General features: G+C 38.4%; 13 protein-coding genes. All 13 read right to left on the reverse strand.

All coding sequences use genetic code 11. The features are described from left to right. Nucleotides 1–15 precede the first annotated feature (15 nt). Entirely contained in the window at nt 16–3,708 is a 3,693-nt protein-coding gene (gene addA, locus RHP64_RS07395; RefSeq protein WP_025268307.1) for a helicase-exonuclease AddAB subunit AddA, read from the reverse strand. Continuing rightward, complete coding sequence (locus RHP64_RS07400; protein ID WP_025268308.1) at nt 3,708–7,187, reverse strand: PD-(D/E)XK nuclease family protein; 3,480 nt, start codon at nt 7,185–7,187, stop codon at nt 3,708–3,710. Before RHP64_RS07400 ends, addA begins: the two co-directional genes overlap by 1 nt. Next, complete coding sequence (locus tag RHP64_RS07405) at nt 7,187–7,978, reverse strand: alpha/beta hydrolase (protein ID WP_025268309.1); 792 nt, start codon at nt 7,976–7,978, stop codon at nt 7,187–7,189. Before RHP64_RS07405 ends, RHP64_RS07400 begins: the two co-directional genes overlap by 1 nt. Nucleotides 7,979–8,065: 87 nt before the next feature. Continuing rightward, nucleotides 8,066–9,847: an MFS transporter gene (locus tag RHP64_RS07410; protein ID WP_061515010.1), complete on the reverse strand. Its 1,782-nt coding sequence runs from the start codon at nt 9,845–9,847 to the stop codon at nt 8,066–8,068. A 100-nt stretch (nt 9,848–9,947) separates the two neighbouring features. Next, complete coding sequence (gene rpsP / locus RHP64_RS07415) at nt 9,948–10,367, reverse strand: 30S ribosomal protein S16 (protein WP_011680164.1); 420 nt, start codon at nt 10,365–10,367, stop codon at nt 9,948–9,950. Nucleotides 10,368–10,505: 138 nt separating this feature from the next. Further along, on the reverse strand, nt 10,506–10,706 hold the full coding sequence (locus RHP64_RS07420; protein WP_010282506.1) for a hypothetical protein: 201 nt from the start codon (nt 10,704–10,706) through the stop codon (nt 10,506–10,508). A 146-nt stretch (nt 10,707–10,852) separates the two neighbouring features. Continuing rightward, on the reverse strand, nt 10,853–13,645 hold the full coding sequence (gene ileS / locus RHP64_RS07425; RefSeq protein ID WP_025268311.1) for an isoleucine--tRNA ligase: 2,793 nt from the start codon (nt 13,643–13,645) through the stop codon (nt 10,853–10,855). 309 nt (nt 13,646–13,954) lie between these two features. Then, entirely contained in the window at nt 13,955–14,617 is a 663-nt protein-coding gene (locus tag RHP64_RS07430; protein WP_014324975.1) for a DivIVA domain-containing protein, read from the reverse strand. 60 nt (nt 14,618–14,677) lie between these two features. Further along, nucleotides 14,678–15,475 carry a YlmH family RNA-binding protein gene (locus RHP64_RS07435; RefSeq protein WP_025268312.1) on the reverse strand — a complete coding sequence of 266 codons (798 nt, stop codon included), beginning with the start codon at nt 15,473–15,475 and terminating at the stop codon, nt 14,678–14,680. After that, the gene (locus RHP64_RS07440) at nt 15,472–15,735 is read right to left on the reverse strand and encodes a YggT family protein (protein ID WP_010286031.1); all 264 of its coding nucleotides are present in this window, start codon (nt 15,733–15,735) and stop codon (nt 15,472–15,474) included. Before RHP64_RS07440 ends, RHP64_RS07435 begins: the two co-directional genes overlap by 4 nt. A gap of 5 nt (nt 15,736–15,740) precedes the next feature. Next, complete coding sequence (locus RHP64_RS07445) at nt 15,741–16,190, reverse strand: cell division protein SepF (RefSeq protein ID WP_002815191.1); 450 nt, start codon at nt 16,188–16,190, stop codon at nt 15,741–15,743. A 9-nt stretch (nt 16,191–16,199) separates the two neighbouring features. Further along, nucleotides 16,200–17,507, reverse strand: a complete 1,308-nt coding sequence (gene ftsZ / locus RHP64_RS07450; RefSeq protein WP_011680168.1) for a cell division protein FtsZ — start codon at nt 17,505–17,507, stop codon at nt 16,200–16,202. A gap of 23 nt (nt 17,508–17,530) precedes the next feature. Beyond that, nucleotides 17,531–18,862: a cell division protein FtsA gene (ftsA, locus tag RHP64_RS07455; protein ID WP_011680169.1), complete on the reverse strand. Its 1,332-nt coding sequence runs from the start codon at nt 18,860–18,862 to the stop codon at nt 17,531–17,533. Nucleotides 18,863–18,927: the final 65 nt, after the last annotated feature.

The following is an 18,927-nucleotide window of genomic DNA, read 5'->3' on the forward strand; positions in this document are numbered from 1 at the left end:
AGTAATATTTATTGTCTATTTTACACTAATTACTCGACCGACATTCAAAGCAATTAATTGTGGATCACCAACCTGATAACCAACATATTCCCGTTGAAGTGCTTGTTGATACAAATGAAGCTGTCCCTTGTATCGTGCCTGCAATTTAGCCAAGTCTTCATCTATTTGAATATTCCGAACAAAATCAGTTTTATAATCAAACAACGTGACTGTTCGTGATGCTTCATCAACAAAATACCCATCAATAATACCATGAATTAACACTGGTGCAGAATCCTCTAGTGTGTCATAAATATCATTGGCTGGCATAATCATAGCAAAAGTAGCTTCCCTGTGCAACGTCTTCTGGTGAGCAATGATTTGTTTGGCAAAGTCGGATTGCAAAAATGCAAGAATCTCATCAATTTCAATTAGTGGTGCCACGCTAGGCAAAATTCTTTTATTTTCAACCAATTCGTCACGTAATTTTTCTATGCTCTGTACTGTATTAATTTTGGTAAAATCAATCAACTGTAAGATCAAATGTGTTGCCGTTCCTACCGCAGAGCTTGATGGTTTTTGCGAACCATCATTCATGAAATCTGGTAAAGGTAACTCGTCAACCTTCAAAACATTAGCAGGTTGTAACTGTCCATTTTCAGTAATAACGGCCGTCTGCATTTGAGCAAGATCCGGGTCCTCAAAGATTTGTTTGATTTCACTCACAGATTGATACGCCGCTGTTTGTGTTGCTTGTAAGTTAGCATATTGATAGTTCAAAATTGTTTTAGCTCGATCAAAATCCATCGGCGAATAGGTTCCATCCTCAACTAATTCACTCCCTTCAGCACTCGCTATTGGTGCATGAATTTCGTTTTGATTCGTGAGTGTAACAGCCACCTTTCCTGTTAATGGTGTTTCAGATCCCACCAACCTTGGTAATTGACCATCACCAAGCCAATCCTCTAGTACTTTATTTTTTGTACGAGCTAAACTCATAATAGTCCATTTTAGATATGAATCGGCTTGTAAGCGCAAAAATTCTGGTAAAAACTGCCCATTGGCGTTCTTGGATTGCTGCCACAAAGATTTTAATGATTGGTTCCCTGCTTCTCCCTTGACTTTAACCGAACCAACGATATACAATTGCTGTTCAGCTCTCGTCAGGGCAACGTATAAGAGGCGCATTTCTTCAGACCAACTCTGTCGCTTTAACGCCTGCTGCACTACAAGCTTTTGTAATGTAGGTATCATAACCAAAGCATCTGGTTGAATATACTCTAACCCTACACCTTCATTTTTTTGAATCAATAGGCCGCCCTTTAAATCCTGGGTATTAAATGATTTATCAAATTCTGGTAAAAATACAATTGGAAATTCTAATCCTTTTGATGCATGGATGGTCATAATCCTTACAGCTTGAGCATCCGTTTCTTGTGCTGCTTCGCCTAAATCGCTGTCACCAGACTGCAACTGTTCAATATATCTAATAAAACGGAACAAACCGCTATGCGTATTATTTTGATAGGTACGCGCATATTCGTATAACGCATGCAAATTTGCTTGTCTTTGTGCACCTCCCGGCATACCAGCAACGTAATCAAGCCACGCCGTATCATCATAGATAGCCCAGATTAATGCTACTAAATCGTTTTGTGTCGCAATTGCATGCCACTTTTCAATTAAATTGAGGAAATTTTGCGCTTTTTGATCTTGTTGCGCGTAAGCTTGCAACGCTGTCCAGTAATCATGCATTTTATCTGCAATACGAATTGCCGCCAACTCATTCTCATCAAAGTTAAAAACTGGGGAACGTAGCACCGCGGCTAATGGAATATCCTGATGTGGATTATCTATGACGCGCAATATATCGAGCATCAGATACACTTCCATCGTCTGAAAATAATTACCGACACCTTCAACTTGAACGGGAATTCCCGCCGCACGTAAGGTTGACACAAGGTCAATATAGCCCGACTTAGCTCGTGTCAAAATGGCAATATCACTGTACTGCACTGGGCGAAGACCGGCTGGATCAGCTTTACGATCGAATATTGAAGTTTCACGTAGCTTCAGTATTCTTTCGGCTAGCAAAGCATATTGGGCCTGCCTTTTCTCAAATACTTCCGTATCGGTTTCCAAATCTTCTTCAGCGTCTTCGACAATAATGTCCATATGAAATACAGCAGGTACATCATCTGGATAAGCGGCTTTCGGAACTAGTTTTGCCTCACCCGCGTAGGCAATATCTCCAAGTGTTTCATCCATTATTTGCGTAAAAATCAAATTCGTAATATTGGTGACGTTGTTTTGCGATCTAAAATTATCCGCTAAATCAATACGAATATCATCGCTTTCTTTTTTCGCAAATTGTTTATACTTGTTTGTGAACAGAGATGGTTCTGCTTGACGAAAGCCATAAATACTTTGCTTCACATCCCCAACCATATACATATTATGCCCGTTCGAGACACTAGTTAACAGAGTTTCTTGTAATTGGTTGATGTCTTGATATTCATCAACTAAAATTTCATCAAATTGCCCTTGGATTGTTTGTTTGGTAACATCATCTGATAGTATTGCTAACGCCAAAGTTCCTAAATCGGGGAAATCAAGTAATTTTTCTTCGCGCTTGGTCCTTCTAAATGATTCTCGGAATGCTTGCGTTACGAGAATTAGCGTATCAATTAGCTTATAAGATTCTTTTTGCACTAGTTGCCATGACTTTTCATCGAGTGCAAAATAAGATGTTATCAATGAATTCATTTGCGATTTGACGCCAACAACCTGCCCTTTAATCTGTCGAGCCACTTCAAGCGTGGCTGACAAATCCGGATCTTCTTTGATCGCTTTTGTTTGAGAATTAATCTTACCACTTGGTGTGTCTAAAATAGCTTCCCGAAGTTCATCCCAAGGTCCAACCATCGCTTTGTCTTGGATTAATAATAAATAATCTTGGAACTCAAGAAAAGCATCTTGTGTTTTTTTGAGTTCATCAATTCCTGTAATAATAAGTTGTACTTCTTCAACTTTTTTAATCAGATCCTTAATAATTTCTAGGATAATTGGCCGAATACTGCGTACATATAACGCTGTTGCTGTCAGTGGTTCCCCCGTCACTTCATAAGGTTCACGTAGCTTCTCTAACCATTCATTTCCGTCAGCGCGGGCTTCTGCAAAATCTGATAACCTTAAAATGATTTTCTGTAACTGGTCATCTTGATTTGGATTACCAAAATTATTTACTAATGTTAAAAACTGCTCATGATGAATGTTATTTTCATCATAAAAATCAGCTAAAACATCAGCTAAAACATCTTGTTGCAATAATTTACGTTCAGCCGTATCTGACAATAATCGAAACTGTGGGTCTAACCCAATGACGTGGTAATACATTTCAATAATTCGTAAAGCATACGCATCTATGGTTGAAATGTTCGCTGCTGGTAATATCAAGAGTTGCTCTTGTAAAAAGCGTTTTTGACTTTCATCAGCTACCTTTAAACGTTTTTCAATAGCGACTTCTAAACGTTCCCGCATTTCTTTTGCAGCAGCGTTTGTGAAAGTTACAATTAAAAATTTTTCGACACTCACACCACTTAAAATTTTTTGAATGAGACGCTCAATTAAAACAGTCGTCTTTCCCGACCCGGCTGATGCAGCAACTAGAATATTATGACCCTTTTCTTCAATTGCACGTTGCTGATTTTTTGTGAATTTGGTTGCCATTAATCTTGACCACCTTTCAATAATTTAATGATTGTGTTTTTATCAGCTGGCGACTGCACTTTATAAGCATCACCCAAAGCACGATCAAAACGGATAATATCAAGATAAGGAGAATAAGTCAATCCACCTTCAACTGGCATAATTGGAAAATACCCAGACAAAATGAGATCTCCCGCAGTAATAATATTTTCACGATTACGCTGTAGTAATAAAGCAAACTCATCTGGATCAACTGCGTCTACACCAATCTTTCCTAACGCACCGTTTTTCAGTAATACTACTGGATAGTGAGCTGATTTTTCTTGTGGTTCTAAAGTTGTCAGCGCAGAAACATACGCTGGCTCAGAAATAAAAAGACCACGATACTTAAAAGTTTCTGGTATTAATTTGCCAGTAAATAGCGCATTAAGATCTGTTTTATCCGTTATTTTGGTTTTTTCTGGAGATATTTTGGCAAAAAAAGCACCTCCAATAGCCGCGACACCAAGCTTTTCTGCGCTTTGTTGGGCAGCGTCCCAATAAGTTAACAATTGCATTTGCAAACCATCGTAAGCTTGACCCCAGTTAAAGGTTTTGCCATTTGATTTATAATCAATGATTGTACCGAATTCGCCATTTACATCTTGCTTATCAAAACGATCAAGTTTACCACGCACTTGCATACGTGCAAAAGAAAGTGGTGGTAATGACTCCTTTGAAAAACCAAATAGTTGCTCAACTGCTTCTGGTTTGCTCGTATTTTCTCGTGCCGCAGCTTGTAAATTCAGTACTAGCGTTTCACAGACACGTGTCAAATAGTTTGTAGTTGCCCGCATTTTGCCAGAGTCATTTAATATTTCAAACGCTGGTAACGCTAATTGACTCTGCATATGTTGTCGCACTAAAGCACGTAATTCATCCCCAGTGATATCGCGTAAACTTTTATTTTTTACAATTAATTCATGGAGCACATTTTCAAAAACCGCATGATAAAGCGTACCAGTTTGAGCCACATTCAGTTCGTTCGTTGCGCGCTCTTGCAACTTCAAACCGTACTGGAGAAAATAAGCAAATGGATTACTATAATAACTTTCCAACTGTGATATAGAGACGTTTAGTCGTTCACCAAACAAAGCCGAGATAAATTCTGGCTTTAATTTTGTAGTATTATTTTGATAATTTGGTGCTGATAACACACGTTCAAGTCTATCTTGCATTGTATTGGAAATAACATTTTGGACGGCTTTAAAAGCTGCTGTCTGGCCGTAAACAGGTAAAATTTTAACCAAATCAGACAAAGTTGCTCTTGCTGTCCCAACATATTGCTTTAATAGCGATGCCGCGCTACTTGGTATACTACCGATTACCTCTACTTCACTATTAAATGTATCTACTAATCGTTTGAAAAACGGTGACATTTCTGCTAGTTGTCCACTTGGTTCCAAAATTGGGTAAGAAAGTGTTATTGACCCGATGGAGCTCATCAAACTTCCATAAAAAAGAAGGTTTTCTTCTGCCATCTGCTGTTGTGCAGTGTTTTGCAAATAACGCGGATTAGTTCCTGACTGCAAAGCAGGTTGCACAATTGATCGCTCAGCATCATTGATCAGCGCTGCATTTTTTACTTGTGCTGGCAAATTCTGACGTGTGCCACCAATAAAATAAAGTTGTTTATACTGCGTATTTTGAACAATTCCTGCTTCTGAAATCATTAATTGGTCCAAATTATTCGGTATACCAGAAAATTTTGCGCCAGACAAACCAGCTTGCAACGTGGTCACTATATCAGTGAGTGATACACTACGCTCGCCATCAATTTCAACCATCTCGTCTAAAGTTTTTGTCAGCATTTGCCAAACTTCTTCACTCTGCTGTGAACGAGATAAATTTCCTTGTGCAATAAAATCATCACGCTGTTCTAAAAGAGCATCGGTTACATGATATTTTTGTAACCATAACACGAGATGCGTCACCGACTGACGCAAATTTTTAGCCATTGCAAATCCGTCATCCAACTCATCAAAAGCTTCGACAATAAAGTGGCGTAGATATTCCAAGCGGTTGTTAACTTTTTCGTCTTCTGAAATTTCTGTATCATCGTCATCTCGCGTCACTTGAAAAAGTTTAAATGGTCGTGAAAAATCACGCCACCTTGATTCATATGGTCGATAAGCATATAAATAGTTATCCATGTGCGAAACGATATCAAAAAACTCGTCGTGTGAAACAATTTTATTTTCAAAAGTTGGTCGTAACAATCCTGTCTTTAAAATCGCCAACATCGTCTGATACTGAAATTTATTAGGTGCTAACAAGTTCAATATTAGCTCTACCAAGGGATGATTCATCATATTCACATCCATATCCAAAAAATATGGTAATTCAAATTGCGACATGACTGCTTCTATATGTGCTTGATACGGTGTTAAATCTCGTGACAAAATAATAATATCACGTAAATGTAATGTTGGATCATCAACTAGTGAACGCCTAATACGTCGTGCTACTTCTTTAATTTCAGTAATTGGATTTTCGGCCGCAAAAACATTCAAGTGTACCTCATCTCGTGAGCCAGTAAAATTGCGGTACTCACCTAGGCACGCCCAAGCGCCTAAAACCTGTTGCGCGGTCCTTGATAGTGGTCTCATTTTTGTAGCAGCAGTAATAGCCACTTCTTGCTGTGCAGTACGTGCTGTTATGGATAATTGTTCAACCGTTGTCATTGGTTTAAAGAACACATCACCTTCTCGTTGTTGACCCATTTTTTCAGGGTCACCGAGGATACCCATTGTCACTGGGTAAGTAGTAATTAATTGATTGACTACCATCATTTCTGCACTGGTAAACCCATTAAACCCATCAAAATAAAATGCAACGTTAGATAGTTTAAGATCAGCCAACTGTTTTGCAAAGGCAATCAATGTTTCCTGTCCTGTAATTTGATTCTCACCCATGCGAGCATTAAAATCATCAGCCACGATCGCCAAATCATGTAACTTGGCATTAAGTGTTTGTCTCAGAAATATATTATCTGCAGATTTCTCAAGAACTTCTAATAAATTTTCTGGCGTGACATTACTAGCGCGTAACTCGACCAACTGGGCAACCAATGCAGACACAAAGCCACTTTTTGTTTGCATCCGTGAGAACACTGGTAAATTATCTGATTGTTCACGTAAAATATTTGAAACAATCATAAATAATCCCGTCGGTTCGACGATATCTGGTTGCCGATCTGGTGTGTTTTTCATTAATGCCCAAGCTAAACGGGTTAATGAGTAGACTTGCAGACGACTTTGCGCATACAACTCACTGTCGTCGTTACCATTCATTATTGAAAAGCGCTGCAGTACATTGACCTCACTATCGAATTTCACATGATTAGGGACAATATAAAAAACTGTCAGCAACTTATTTTGACGAAATTGCTGTTGAATCATTGTCAACATTTCGGATCTTAAGTCATGTTGACCATTACCCATTACAACATTGAGTGACATTAACTCAATCTCTCTTCCTGAACATAGTTAATTGGTAGCCATTCTAACACGCGTTCAATTTGTTTGTTCCAATAATACCATTCGTGTGTGCCAGGTGCTGTTTCGTATGTAATATCATAATTCAATTGCTGCAAAGTTGATATAGCAACATCATTAATGGGCTTCAAAAAATCTTGTTCTCCTATCCATGCATATAGTTTTGGTCGCTTGTGACACGTCTTGGCGAGAGCTAAAATATCATTTTTAGAACCAGCAAAATCATCAAAATCGCCAAAAATTCCTTGCCAATATGAAAGCTTTTCCATATTTAAAAAGTCTTCTTGTCTCGGATTGCCTACTAATGCTCCGGAAAGAGAGGCGGCATAACTGAATTGACTTGTTCCCAAGGCCAACTTAAACGCACCGTAACCACCCATTGACAGTCCGGCTACGAAATTTTTTTCTCTTTTAGTTGATATTTGTGGAAATAAGCTAGCTACTTTTTCAGGTAGCTCACGTGCCAATGCATCAAAATAGTCCAATCCATAGGTTGTGTTAGTATACCAAGCTAAGTCAGTAGACGGCATTACAATTGCCACAGGTGTTTGCCTTACTAAACGTTCAATTGATGTCCGACGTTGCCAAATTGCATGATCACCTGACATACCATGGAGAAGGTACAATACAGGAATATCCTTCAGAGTTTCTGTTGTCCAAGTTGGGTTATGATCTGATAATTCGGGTAGAATAACATTCATCACACGATCCATACCAAGCACTTTTGAATAATAATTAACTTCTAAAAAAGCCATGTCACACCTCTTTCCATTTACTATTAATGTTATTTTAACAGAAAAAGCGCACGATTGTTCGTACGCTTTTCTAATTCCTATGACTATTTACTTTAACCCATCAATCGTTATTTTCTCGATTGTCGCAATCTTCGCATCATCTAACATATTTGCTTTGAAACTGACTTTATCGCCTTCTTTTAAGAATACAGCCTTAGGCGCATTATCTGCGTCAATCTTAAAGACAGCGGACTGTCCTTCGACCATGAAATTAACAATCGTATTTTTACCATCATTAATTAATGCAACACGTGTTACGCTACCGCTAATGGTTTTATCATACTTTTTGTTCGTTGAGTGATTGTTTGTACTATTTGAAGCTAAATCATTACGATAATCATCAAGTGCCTCTTGGGCATTATCACCATCGACGACAATGTCGTTATCAATAGCATTAATATATACGTACTTTTTAAAGATTCCCTTACTATCTAATAATGAAACAACCCATGTTGGTGTGCCATCAATATTATATAAAATTGGCATTTGTGCTACCCATTTTTTCTCGGGATATATTTTATCTGCAATGCTGATCGCACCATCTGAGTCCATTAGTCCTGAATGGGTGTCACGATAATAAGTTAATTCACCCGTTCGAGCATTAATTAATGAATAACCAAGAGCAGAATCCTGATTATTATTACCAGACGTAAAATCAGTGAAGTACAATAAGTTCCCCTTTGAATCAATTAATGGTGTGATTTGACCCGAAGCATAAACACCATTATCGGTTGGAATTTTCACATCACGTTTTGCGCCAAAAGATGTTTGGTTCCACCAACCCTTTTGATATCGACCATAAAATTCATTCATTTTATTTGCTACGGAACTTGTAATAGGTGCATCAATAAATTTTGGTGCCTTATTCGCCGCGTAAATTTTAACTTCACCAGTTTGCGCATTCAACACAGCTGTTTTAAATTCATTGAACTTCATTCGTCCTGAAACACCATATTCACGGTATAGTGTTTGAATATAATATGGTGTACCATTCTCATCAATTTCTAAATTCATATTGCCCATGCTAGCATAAGTTGGTGCTGACGCATATATTTTACGAGCAGCATCATTATTGAGATACGCCGATGGACTGTATTTTAATCGTTCCTTAACAAATTTTGGTTGTGCGTTAACATCAGTTGCACTAATAATGAAATATCCTGGAACTGATTTATTCTTTAACCATTTGAAAAAACCATTAAACTCTACTGTAGCCACATAAACATATTTACCATTAACTACTTGAGCAGTAATCCCGTCCAATTCATACATGTTTGAATTAGGAATGACGCTAAATTTTTGTTGCATTTTCCTTTTGGCAGTATCAGGTGCCAGCGCAATTGGCATATCCTTAGCGGATGTCAACAACTCCGAAGACCCTTTAGTTTTAGCTGGTATTGAACTATAAACATTGTTAATACTGGTTAGCTTTGTGACAAAAGACACAGCACCTACTGCTATCCACAAAACAAGTGGTGCTACTGCAACAAAAATATAGCGACGAAAGAAATAAGTTTTTGTACGGTCACTCACATCTTTGGCATAATTTTTGCTTCCCCAATCACGAATTTTATCAAAAGAAGCTAATCCAGCATAGCCAATTAAATTAATAATTGCTGCAACAAATGCAAATAAAATATTGACATTGATCAGTGTTGTCATATTCTTTGGCGGCAACTGAATATACAGCACAACATAGGCCAAAATAAATTCAATCAAGGTGCTCAAAATGAACCATTTTACTCTGCGATTCAACGCCACCGCAATGATATTAACAAGCAATGTTCCAATCAAAAATACCAGCGTAACATTTACAAAACTTAGTAACATATTAATTCTCCCTTATTAATGATGTTATTATCGACACACGATATTCGATAAATAAAAACAGTCGCTTCCAATTATAGAAGCGACTGTTTCGTCAGTTATATTAAACAAGTGCTAATAAATCAGCCTTCTTAGCAGATGAAGTATATGCAGTGCCTTGGGCATCCAAATATGCTTTGATTTCTGCAACAGTATTCTTATCTGTAGGCTTCTTAGCTGAAGCTTCCTTAGTTGTTGCTTTCTTAGCTGGCTTCTTGCCTGACTTTGATTCGTTGTACTTTGCCAAAATACCTGCATTGCTCAACAAGTTACGAACTGTGTCAGATGGTTGTGCACCATTACCCAACCATGACAAAATCTTTTCTTCATCCAACTTGATTTCTGCTGGTTGTGAGATTGGGTTATATGTACCAACTGTTTCGATAAAACGGCCATCACGTGGTGAACGTGAATCAGCAATAACGACACGGTAGAATGGACGCTTCTTTGCACCCATGCGCTTCAAACGAATTTTAACTGCCATTGTGGTAGTCCTCCAAATTTCTTTTGTGCTTTTTACACTTTTAATTTACTATATAATTATGCCATATACCAATATATATGTCAAGTAGCATACCTTGACATATACATTTAAAATCAGAAGGGCATTGTTTCAGAGTTACTATTCATCATTGCTATGACGCGCCGTATTAATTTCTTCACTCAAAATAATTAAATTATCTAGTGCTCGACGCGCCAACATTGAATCATGTTTACGATTTGCTGGGTTCGTAATGCCACCAAGTGTGTGTGGTGTGTTTAAATCGTTAATAATTTTTACTAATTCATCTTGCCAAATTTTAAGTTGATCATTTTCGCCCATAAGCCCTACTCCTATAAACACTTTACCCATTATTTTATCAAAATTACAACTAAATAACAAACTAATTACTAAAAACTCACCTTCACTAAACAAATAATTGCCAAACAAAAAAACATTACACATAATAAAAGTGTAATGTTTTTAATTTACTCCAAGCCCTCTGTTACAGCTTCTGGATAAAACTCGCGTATGATTTCAGCTTCATGTTTTGATAATTCTGGGAAAGCTGAATCAGCACCTAAGTCCTCATGGAACATACGATCTCGTGGAGAAACACCGCCTGTTGCATGAGCAACAGCCAACTGCCAACCATCATAATCTTTAGCATTCTCAGCGTCTTGAACATCTTGAACATGCAATTGCGATACCATTAGAAGCAAACGAACATCGGCATGCAATTCTGCTAACCAGTTTTGTTGCTCAGTCGTCAAATACATTGTCAAAGCTGCTTCAGCATTTTTACCAATCAAATCTGCTTCACGCGCTTCTTCTAATATTTTGTTAACTGCATCGCGTAACTTCATAAACACTGCCCAGTGATCAAACAGTGCTGTCGTGTCACCCAAATCCTCTACCCCAGGCATATCTGTCAAGTAAGCAAATTCAGCTGTTTCATGTGGCAAATACTCCCATACTTCTTCAGCAGTATGTGGTAATACTGGCAATAGTAATCGTACAAGATCAGTTAACGTTTTATAAAATACGGTTTGCATAGAGCGTCGGGCATGACTTGTTGGGGCTTCAACATAGACGACGTCTTTAGCAATATCCAAATAAAAGGCTGATAAGTCAACGTTGACAAAATTAATAACACGCTTGAAAATATCATTTAATTGATAATTATCATAGTCTTTACGAATATCTGCAACGAACTCATTTTCTAAAGCGTAGAAATACTGATCATGTGCAGATAAATCACTGTAAGCAATTGCATCTTTTGTTGGCTCAAAATCAGCTGTATTGGCCATCAAGAAACGCAATGTATTACGCAACTTACGATAATTTTCTGAAACTTGTTTCAAAATTTCATTTGATACAGGCATGTCTTGCGATGTATCAACAGAAATTGTCCACAAACGTAAAATTTCAACACCAAGCTTGTTGGCCACTTCAATAGGAGAAATCGTATTACCCAGTGACTTTGACATCTTGTTACCTTTACCATCAAGGGTAAATCCTTGTGACAAGATAGCCTTGTATGGTGCTACACCATTGACAGCAACTGAAGTGATTAATGAAGAATTAAACCAACCACGATATTGATCAGATCCTTCCAAATACATATCAGCTGGATAGTCCAATTGTGGACGTGTATTCAATACGCCATTCCATGAAGAACCAGAATCAAACCACACATCCATGATGTCTTCTTCCTTGGTAAATTCACCATTTGGAGAATGTTCATTAGTATAGCCTTCAGGCAACAAATCCTTAGCTTCATGTTCAAACCAATAATTGGAACCATGTTCTGCAAATAAATCGGCAACATGGCTAATGACAGTTTCATCTAAGATAGCTGTCCCATCTTCTGCATAAAAGATTGGTAATGGCACACCCCAAACACGTTGGCGTGAGATGACCCAATCACCACGATCACGAATCATATTGTGCAGACGCACCTTTCCCCATTCTGGGAAATAAGCAACTTTATCTAATTCTGATAAAATTTCACTACGGAATTTTTCAACAGATGCAAACCATTGTGGCACGGCTCGCCAAATGATAGGCTTTTTTGTACGCCAGTCAAATGGATATGAATGCGTGATTTTCTCTTTTGCCAAGAACAAGCGCGCATCGGTTAACTTATTAATCACCGTACCAACAACATCATCGTAAAACTTGCCTTCAAAATCAGGACCAGCATTAGCCGTCATAAATCCTTTGGCATCAACAGTGACATCAGCAGGCAAACCATATTTTTTACCTACATTATAATCATCTTCACCAAAACCAGGAGCAGTATGGACCAATCCAGTTCCAGAATCTAGGGTAACGTGATCAGCATTCATAACTAGCTCTTCTTGCTCACTATCCCATGGATGGTATGCAGTAATCTTATCAAGTTCTTGTCCCTTGTAAGTAGCGACCGTTTCCCATGATTCCCAGCCAAACTTAGGCGCCACTGTTTCAAGTAAGTCTGTGGCTACAACGAATTTACGGTCTTCCCCAACTGGTTTCACCACCGAATATTCAAAATCAGGACCTAAGGTAATTCCACGAGAAGCCGTCACTGTAAAGGGTGTCGTCGTCCAAACTACAAAGTACGTATCCTCATCCAAGAGACCATGACCATCTTTAACTTTGTTTGCATAAAACAAAGACGTTGAATCAATATCATGATATTCAATTTCAGCTTCAGCCAATGCAGATTCAGAAGACCATGACCAATAAACTGGCTTTGCGCCTTTAAAGATATATCCTTTGGAAACCATGGTACCGAAAACTCGAACTTGTGCTGATTCAAATTCAGGTTGTAAAGTTATGTATGGATTATCCCAATCACCTAACACACCGAGTCGCTTAAAGTCAGCACGTTGTGTATCAACCTGCTTCAGAGCAAAATCTTTCGCCAAATTACGCCACTCATGCTTTGGCATACTTTTGCGATCGTGCCCCAGCTTTGTCAATTGTTGCTCAATTGGTAGACCATGTGTATCCCAGCCTGGAACATACGGTGCATAGAAACCTGCCATATTCTTATAGCGAACAATAATATCTTTAGTAATCTTATTCAAAGCATGACCAATGTGAATATTTCCGTTCGCATATGGTGGCCCATCGTGCAAATTAAAATGTGGTTTCAATTGATTTTGGGACAATCTTTTTTGGTATAAATCCTGTGCATACCATTTTGCTTGACGCTCAGGTTCAGTTTTAGGTAGCGAACCACGCATTGGAAATCCTGTTTTTCCAAGATTTAATGTATCTTTATATTTCATTGATAAATTCTCCTTTTTATCATTTTTTAGCCATTTTAAACAAATTTATTTAAACCATAATAAATATAAAAAGCCCCTATGCTCGAAAGCATAGGGACGCAATAGCGTGGTACCACCCAACGTTTAGCAGCATAAAAATGCTGCCCTCAACTGGGGTTTAACGATCCTCACCGGCTTAGCTTACTAAATATTGATATTCAGCTAAACAAAATAGTAACTGATCTGGTCAACATCAGGGACGATCATCTCTAACCACCATGACTCGCTGCACGTATGAATGCCAACCTTGCTGTGTTACGCTTTTTATAATTATTTATCGTCTTTGTTTTGTTCTGATCCCGGAAACACTACCACAGGGCCTTGCTCCTCGCTTGACTCTGGATCCTTCTGTTCTTCATCAGGTTCAGGAATAGCTACTGGCTCAGCCTTAGCGATTTCGCCAATACGATGAGCAGTTACTTGCCCCATTGGTAAACGATGAACTGCTTCTGCTAACTCATCGCTTTCTAATAGTTTACGCTGAGATTCCAATAATTGCAAGAATGAATTTTTAAAATCTTCAACTTCAGTACGTAATTGATTTTGCTCGTTCGTTAGATCAGCATTTTCTTGGGCTAAACGAACAGCATCAGCATCTGCCTTTGCTCGAGCATCATTAATAATTTTCGTCGCTGATTCTTGTGCATGAGTCAACTGCTTTTTCACTTCGACATCAGCATCTTGCTTCAAGCGATCAGCTGCTTCTTGGGCAACAAAGATTGATTGATTCACTTGATCACGTTTTGATTCTAGCTCTTCAATCTTTACTTGAGCTAGTTCATTTTGATGCTTTAATTCATCACGTTCTGCAATCAGGGCTTCATAATCACCGTTAATCTGGTCCAGAAATGCGTCGACATCTGTTGCAATGTAAGCTTTGCTGCCTTTTTTTGTAAATTCATGATTCAAAATTTCATCAGGTGTTAATGCCATAATTTTTCTCCTTTAATATGTTTTGTGCGTTCACAACTACAGTTATTTCATACTTGCTCACTATCTCCGGATAATATTGACAATGGATTTAATCTTGCCTTTTTTACTTATTCCGTCAAGCAATTTAATCTGAACTCGACCATGCTTTCTGACTGAAATAACATCACCGATTGCTAATTCTACATCCGGTTTAGCTATTTCGCTCCAATTCACGCGCACTTGATTTTCTTCAATTAGCTTTTTAGCACCAGAACGCGATAGGTCAAATCCAGCTGAAATTACCGTATCAAGTCGTAAAGAAGATAACAACAAGAAATTTTCTTCCCAGTCATTTATATGGGGTAGTACGTTATTAAGATCACATTCTATTAGAGACACTTGAACATGACCAATTTTGGTAACCATCTGTTGCATGTAATGTTGCATCTTTGAATCAATGATGATTTGCCATCGGCTGTGTGTCTGATCATATAAAATATCACCGATAACATTTCTACTAATTCCACTGTACATCATTGAGCCTAAAATAGTTGAGTGATGCAGGTCATCAAATTTAGTAGGATATTTTATTTCAAGCAATGATATCTCAAATTCCAAATCATCTTGAGGATATTCCTTGGGTATAAGAATAGCACGCTGGCTTTCCGCACCTTGAACACCACCATTAAAGTAAACAGCTAAATCAGCAGCATGATTCACTAAAACATTTAAAATGTACTGTTCCCGTGGATTGAGAAATCGTGTTAAAATACTACGATATTCATTTCTAGATTGTTGAATCCAATTATCAACTTGCTTTACAAATGGTTGTTCATTTAAACGAAAATGTTGACTAATTGTTGATAGCTTGTTTGTCATAGAAACAAATTAACCAAGTGTAATAAACCACTACGAGCAAAATTCAAAGCAATTATGGCGACAATTGGTGAAAAATCAATCATTGCTATAGGCGGAATAAAACGAAACATGCTTAAGTAAGGTTCAACAATTTTTCCAAGGAACCGCCCCAAGCCAGATTCACGTGCGCCAGGAAGCCAAGACATTAAGATATAAACGACAATGGCATATTCATAATATTGAATCAGGTTAAAAACCCATTTAATAATTTCTATTATCATGTGTATTAGTACCGGCTGTTTGGTTCAAGGTTATCCGTCAATGTGCCAGAAATCTCAAATGTATTCGGCGTTACCAAAAAAATTGATTGTCCGATGCGTTCAATTTCCCCATTAACAGCGTATATTGTACCGCCTAGGAAATCTAAAATGCGCTTGGCTTGAGCTTCATCAATTTGAGTAAAATTAACGATTGCAGCCTCACCGCCAAGTATCTGTGACGCAATTGAACGAGAATCTGAATAAACTTTAGGCTCAAATAAAGCAATTTTACTGTTAGCGCTGTTCAATCCTGCAGGAGTTTGTGACTGGGTAGTTTGTCTAACAAATCGTGGTTGTGAAGAAGTTTGTTGTGTTGTCTGCTGCTCTTGCTGCTGACTTTGTTCATACCCATCTTCTTCGTAATAGTCGTCTTCTTCATTGCTGAAAAGACGCTTAATTGTATCACCTAATGCCATAAGTTCTCCTTAACGCTTCTTGAAAAATGGTGGCTGATCATTATCATCATCATTTGACAAATCAACAGATGCACTTGAAGTTGGCGTATTAAACACATCAAAAGATTGCTTTTGAACATCGTCAAAACGTTTTTCCTCAGAGAATACATCTTTTGTATCATTCGTAATGTTCCAGTCTGCAAATGGATCATTTTGTGCCATTGTAGGCTTAGGCGCAGCATTTGAAGGTGCTGGCTTTTCAAATACAGAATTGTTTATTGGCGCTTCATTTGTATTTGTTGTGCTACTTGTATTAACGTTAGAACCAAAAACATTTGCAGCTGAGGCAGCAGTGTTTTCAGTCATTTTAGGTTTTTCAGTCACATTTTGTAAACCAGTAGCAATCACTGTAACTCGAATTGAATCTTCCAGGTTTTCATCAATTGAAGTACCGAAAATAACATTGACATCGTGACCGGCTTCTTGGCTAATCACTTCTGAGGCTGTTTGCGCCTCAAACAATGACATGTCCAAACCACCTGTGATGTTTAACAAAACATCTTCAGCTCCTGCCATATCAACTTCCAACAATGGAGAAGAAATAGCTTGCTTAGTTGCATCAGCTGCACGCGTTTCACCGCTGGCTTGTCCAACACCCATCAAAGCAGGTCCGGCATCTTGCATAACCGTTTTAACGTCAGCAAAATCCAAGTTAATAAAGCCTGGGTTTGTAATCAATTCTGAAATACCACGAACACCTTGTGCCACGACTTCATCAACTACCTTAAAAGCTTCTGACAATGGCGTGCGCAAATCAATACGATCTTTCAAACGTTCGTTTGTAATAACAATCAAAGAATCGACAGATTCTGAGAGTGCTTGAAGACCTTCGGCAGCATAACGACCACGCTTTGGACCTTCCCACTTAAATGGACGAGTAACCACAGCAACGGTTAGAGCGCCTTGCTCCTTGGCAATACGTGCTACAACTGGAGCAGCGCCATTACCAGTTCCGCCACCCATTCCAGCTGTAATAACTACCATATCAGCCCCTGTCATGGCAGAAGCAATTGCCTCTGATGATTCTTCAGCGGCTTTGGTTCCTCTTTCAGGATTAGAACCGGCACCTAATCCACCGGTCAATTTAGGACCAATTTGAATTTTTGTGTCTGCTTTTGATTTGTCTAGTGCTTGTACATCAGTGTTGGCAACGATAAATTCGACACCGCTAACACCTTCTTCTATCATATGATTAACAGCATTGGAACCACCGCCTCCAACACCGATAACCTTAATGATTGCGCCTGCTTGTTGCGCGTCATCAATTGAAAAATCCATGAGTCGTCTCCTTAAATGTTCGATTATTCTTCATTAAATAAATTGCTGAGTTTTTGACGCATTTTGCCAAACCAGCCTTGTTGCGGGTCATTTACAATTTCACCATCATACTGAAAACTTTCTACAGGTTGTTGCACAACTTCATCCCCATACTCTTCTGGTAACATGGAAGTTTGTTGTTCAACTGCATGACGTTGCATAATAGTTTGCTTAATCACCTGTTGTGTCATACTTTCACGAGAAGCAAACATCGCATAGGATAGCGAACGCGAATAGGCTGGATGCCGCAAACCAATTTGATCTGGTACAAACAAGCGGACATTATCACCCAAAACTCGCTTTGCAAAGTCTACCATTTTCGGTAAGGCAGCGTTGCCACCAGTTAGAACAAAACCACCTGGTAGATTCAACGCACCAATTTGCTTTAATTGCTCAAATAGTCGCGTATACATCTGTTCTAAACGTGCAGCGATAATCTCTGAAAGATACTGTTCGTCAAATTGCTTAGTAAATTCTTCGCCGATAACCTCTACTGGAAATTCGTTAGATGACACAGTCTGCGAAGGATCTGCATATCCATAGTCTCGCTTGATTTTCTCAGCGTTAATATATGATGTCCCTAACACAGTTGATATATCTTTAGTAACATTATCTCCACCTTCTATATCGACGAAGGTGAATTTGAGTTTTCGATCATGGATAACTGAAGTACTAGTTTGACCGCCGCCAAGATCTATAAGAACAGTTCCAAAATCTTGCTGCCCATCATTTAAAATGATAGATCCCATGGCCAATGGTGCTAATACAAATTCTCGTAAAGTTAATCCTGCTTTTTGAATAGCCATCCGTGTGTTATCTAAAACTTTTTCCGGCCCAACATAAGCAATGCCATGCATCTCTAACCGAACACCAATCATTTCATGTGGATCTTTGATGCCATCAAAACCATCAACTACAAATTCCTCAGCGACCAATTCTATTACATCATGGTCAGCTGGCAATCCACGCGACAAGGCCTGTGTTGCAACATTTTGTACATCTTGATATGTAATTCTTTTATTCTGATTAGCAATCGACACTAAACCGTCGACATTAATAATTTTAATTTGATTAGCTGGAACACCAGCTACGACTTCACTGATTTGAATATTTGCTTTTTCTTGTGCTTGGTCAATCGCTTCACGAATTGCACTTGCAGTCGCATCAATGTCAACGATGACACCACGTCTCAAGCCCCGAGATGGGGCATTTCCTGCACCAATTACATTGAACTGATTACCAGTCATTTGTGTAATGACAACCTTGATTGAAGTAGTTCCGATGTCTAATCCAACCGTCACGCCTGAATTATTCATGCGTCGTGCCCCTTTATAAATTATTTTTTTAAAATATACCTAGTACTAATGGTACCATACAAATG

This window comes from Leuconostoc sp. XM4 (genome assembly GCF_055698815.1).

Excerpts from the sequence above, each read along its gene's own strand:
- ftsZ (WP_011680168.1), bottom strand. The coding sequence starts at position 17,507 with ATGGATTTTTCAATTGATGACGCGCAACAAGCAGGCGCAATCATTAAG.
- RHP64_RS07435 (WP_025268312.1), bottom strand. The coding sequence starts at position 15,475 with ATGACAAACAAGCTATCAACAATTAGTCAACATTTTCGTTTAAATGAA.
- ileS (WP_025268311.1), bottom strand. The coding sequence starts at position 13,645 with ATGAAATATAAAGATACATTAAATCTTGGAAAAACAGGATTTCCAATG.
- RHP64_RS07405 (WP_025268309.1), bottom strand. The coding sequence starts at position 7,978 with ATGGCTTTTTTAGAAGTTAATTATTATTCAAAAGTGCTTGGTATGGAT.
- RHP64_RS07410 (WP_061515010.1), bottom strand. The coding sequence starts at position 9,847 with ATGTTACTAAGTTTTGTAAATGTTACGCTGGTATTTTTGATTGGAACA.
- RHP64_RS07400 (WP_025268308.1), bottom strand. The coding sequence starts at position 7,187 with ATGTCACTCAATGTTGTAATGGGTAATGGTCAACATGACTTAAGATCC.
- ftsA (WP_011680169.1), bottom strand. The coding sequence starts at position 18,862 with ATGAATAATTCAGGCGTGACGGTTGGATTAGACATCGGAACTACTTCA.
- RHP64_RS07420 (WP_010282506.1), bottom strand. The coding sequence starts at position 10,706 with ATGGGCGAAAATGATCAACTTAAAATTTGGCAAGATGAATTAGTAAAA.
- rpsP (WP_011680164.1), bottom strand. The coding sequence starts at position 10,367 with ATGGCAGTTAAAATTCGTTTGAAGCGCATGGGTGCAAAGAAGCGTCCA.
- addA (WP_025268307.1), bottom strand. The coding sequence starts at position 3,708 with ATGGCAACCAAATTCACAAAAAATCAGCAACGTGCAATTGAAGAAAAG.
- RHP64_RS07445 (WP_002815191.1), bottom strand. The coding sequence starts at position 16,190 with ATGGCATTAGGTGATACAATTAAGCGTCTTTTCAGCAATGAAGAAGAC.
- RHP64_RS07440 (WP_010286031.1), bottom strand. The coding sequence starts at position 15,735 with ATGATAATAGAAATTATTAAATGGGTTTTTAACCTGATTCAATATTAT.
- RHP64_RS07430 (WP_014324975.1), bottom strand. The coding sequence starts at position 14,617 with ATGGCATTAACACCTGATGAAATTTTGAATCATGAATTTACAAAAAAA.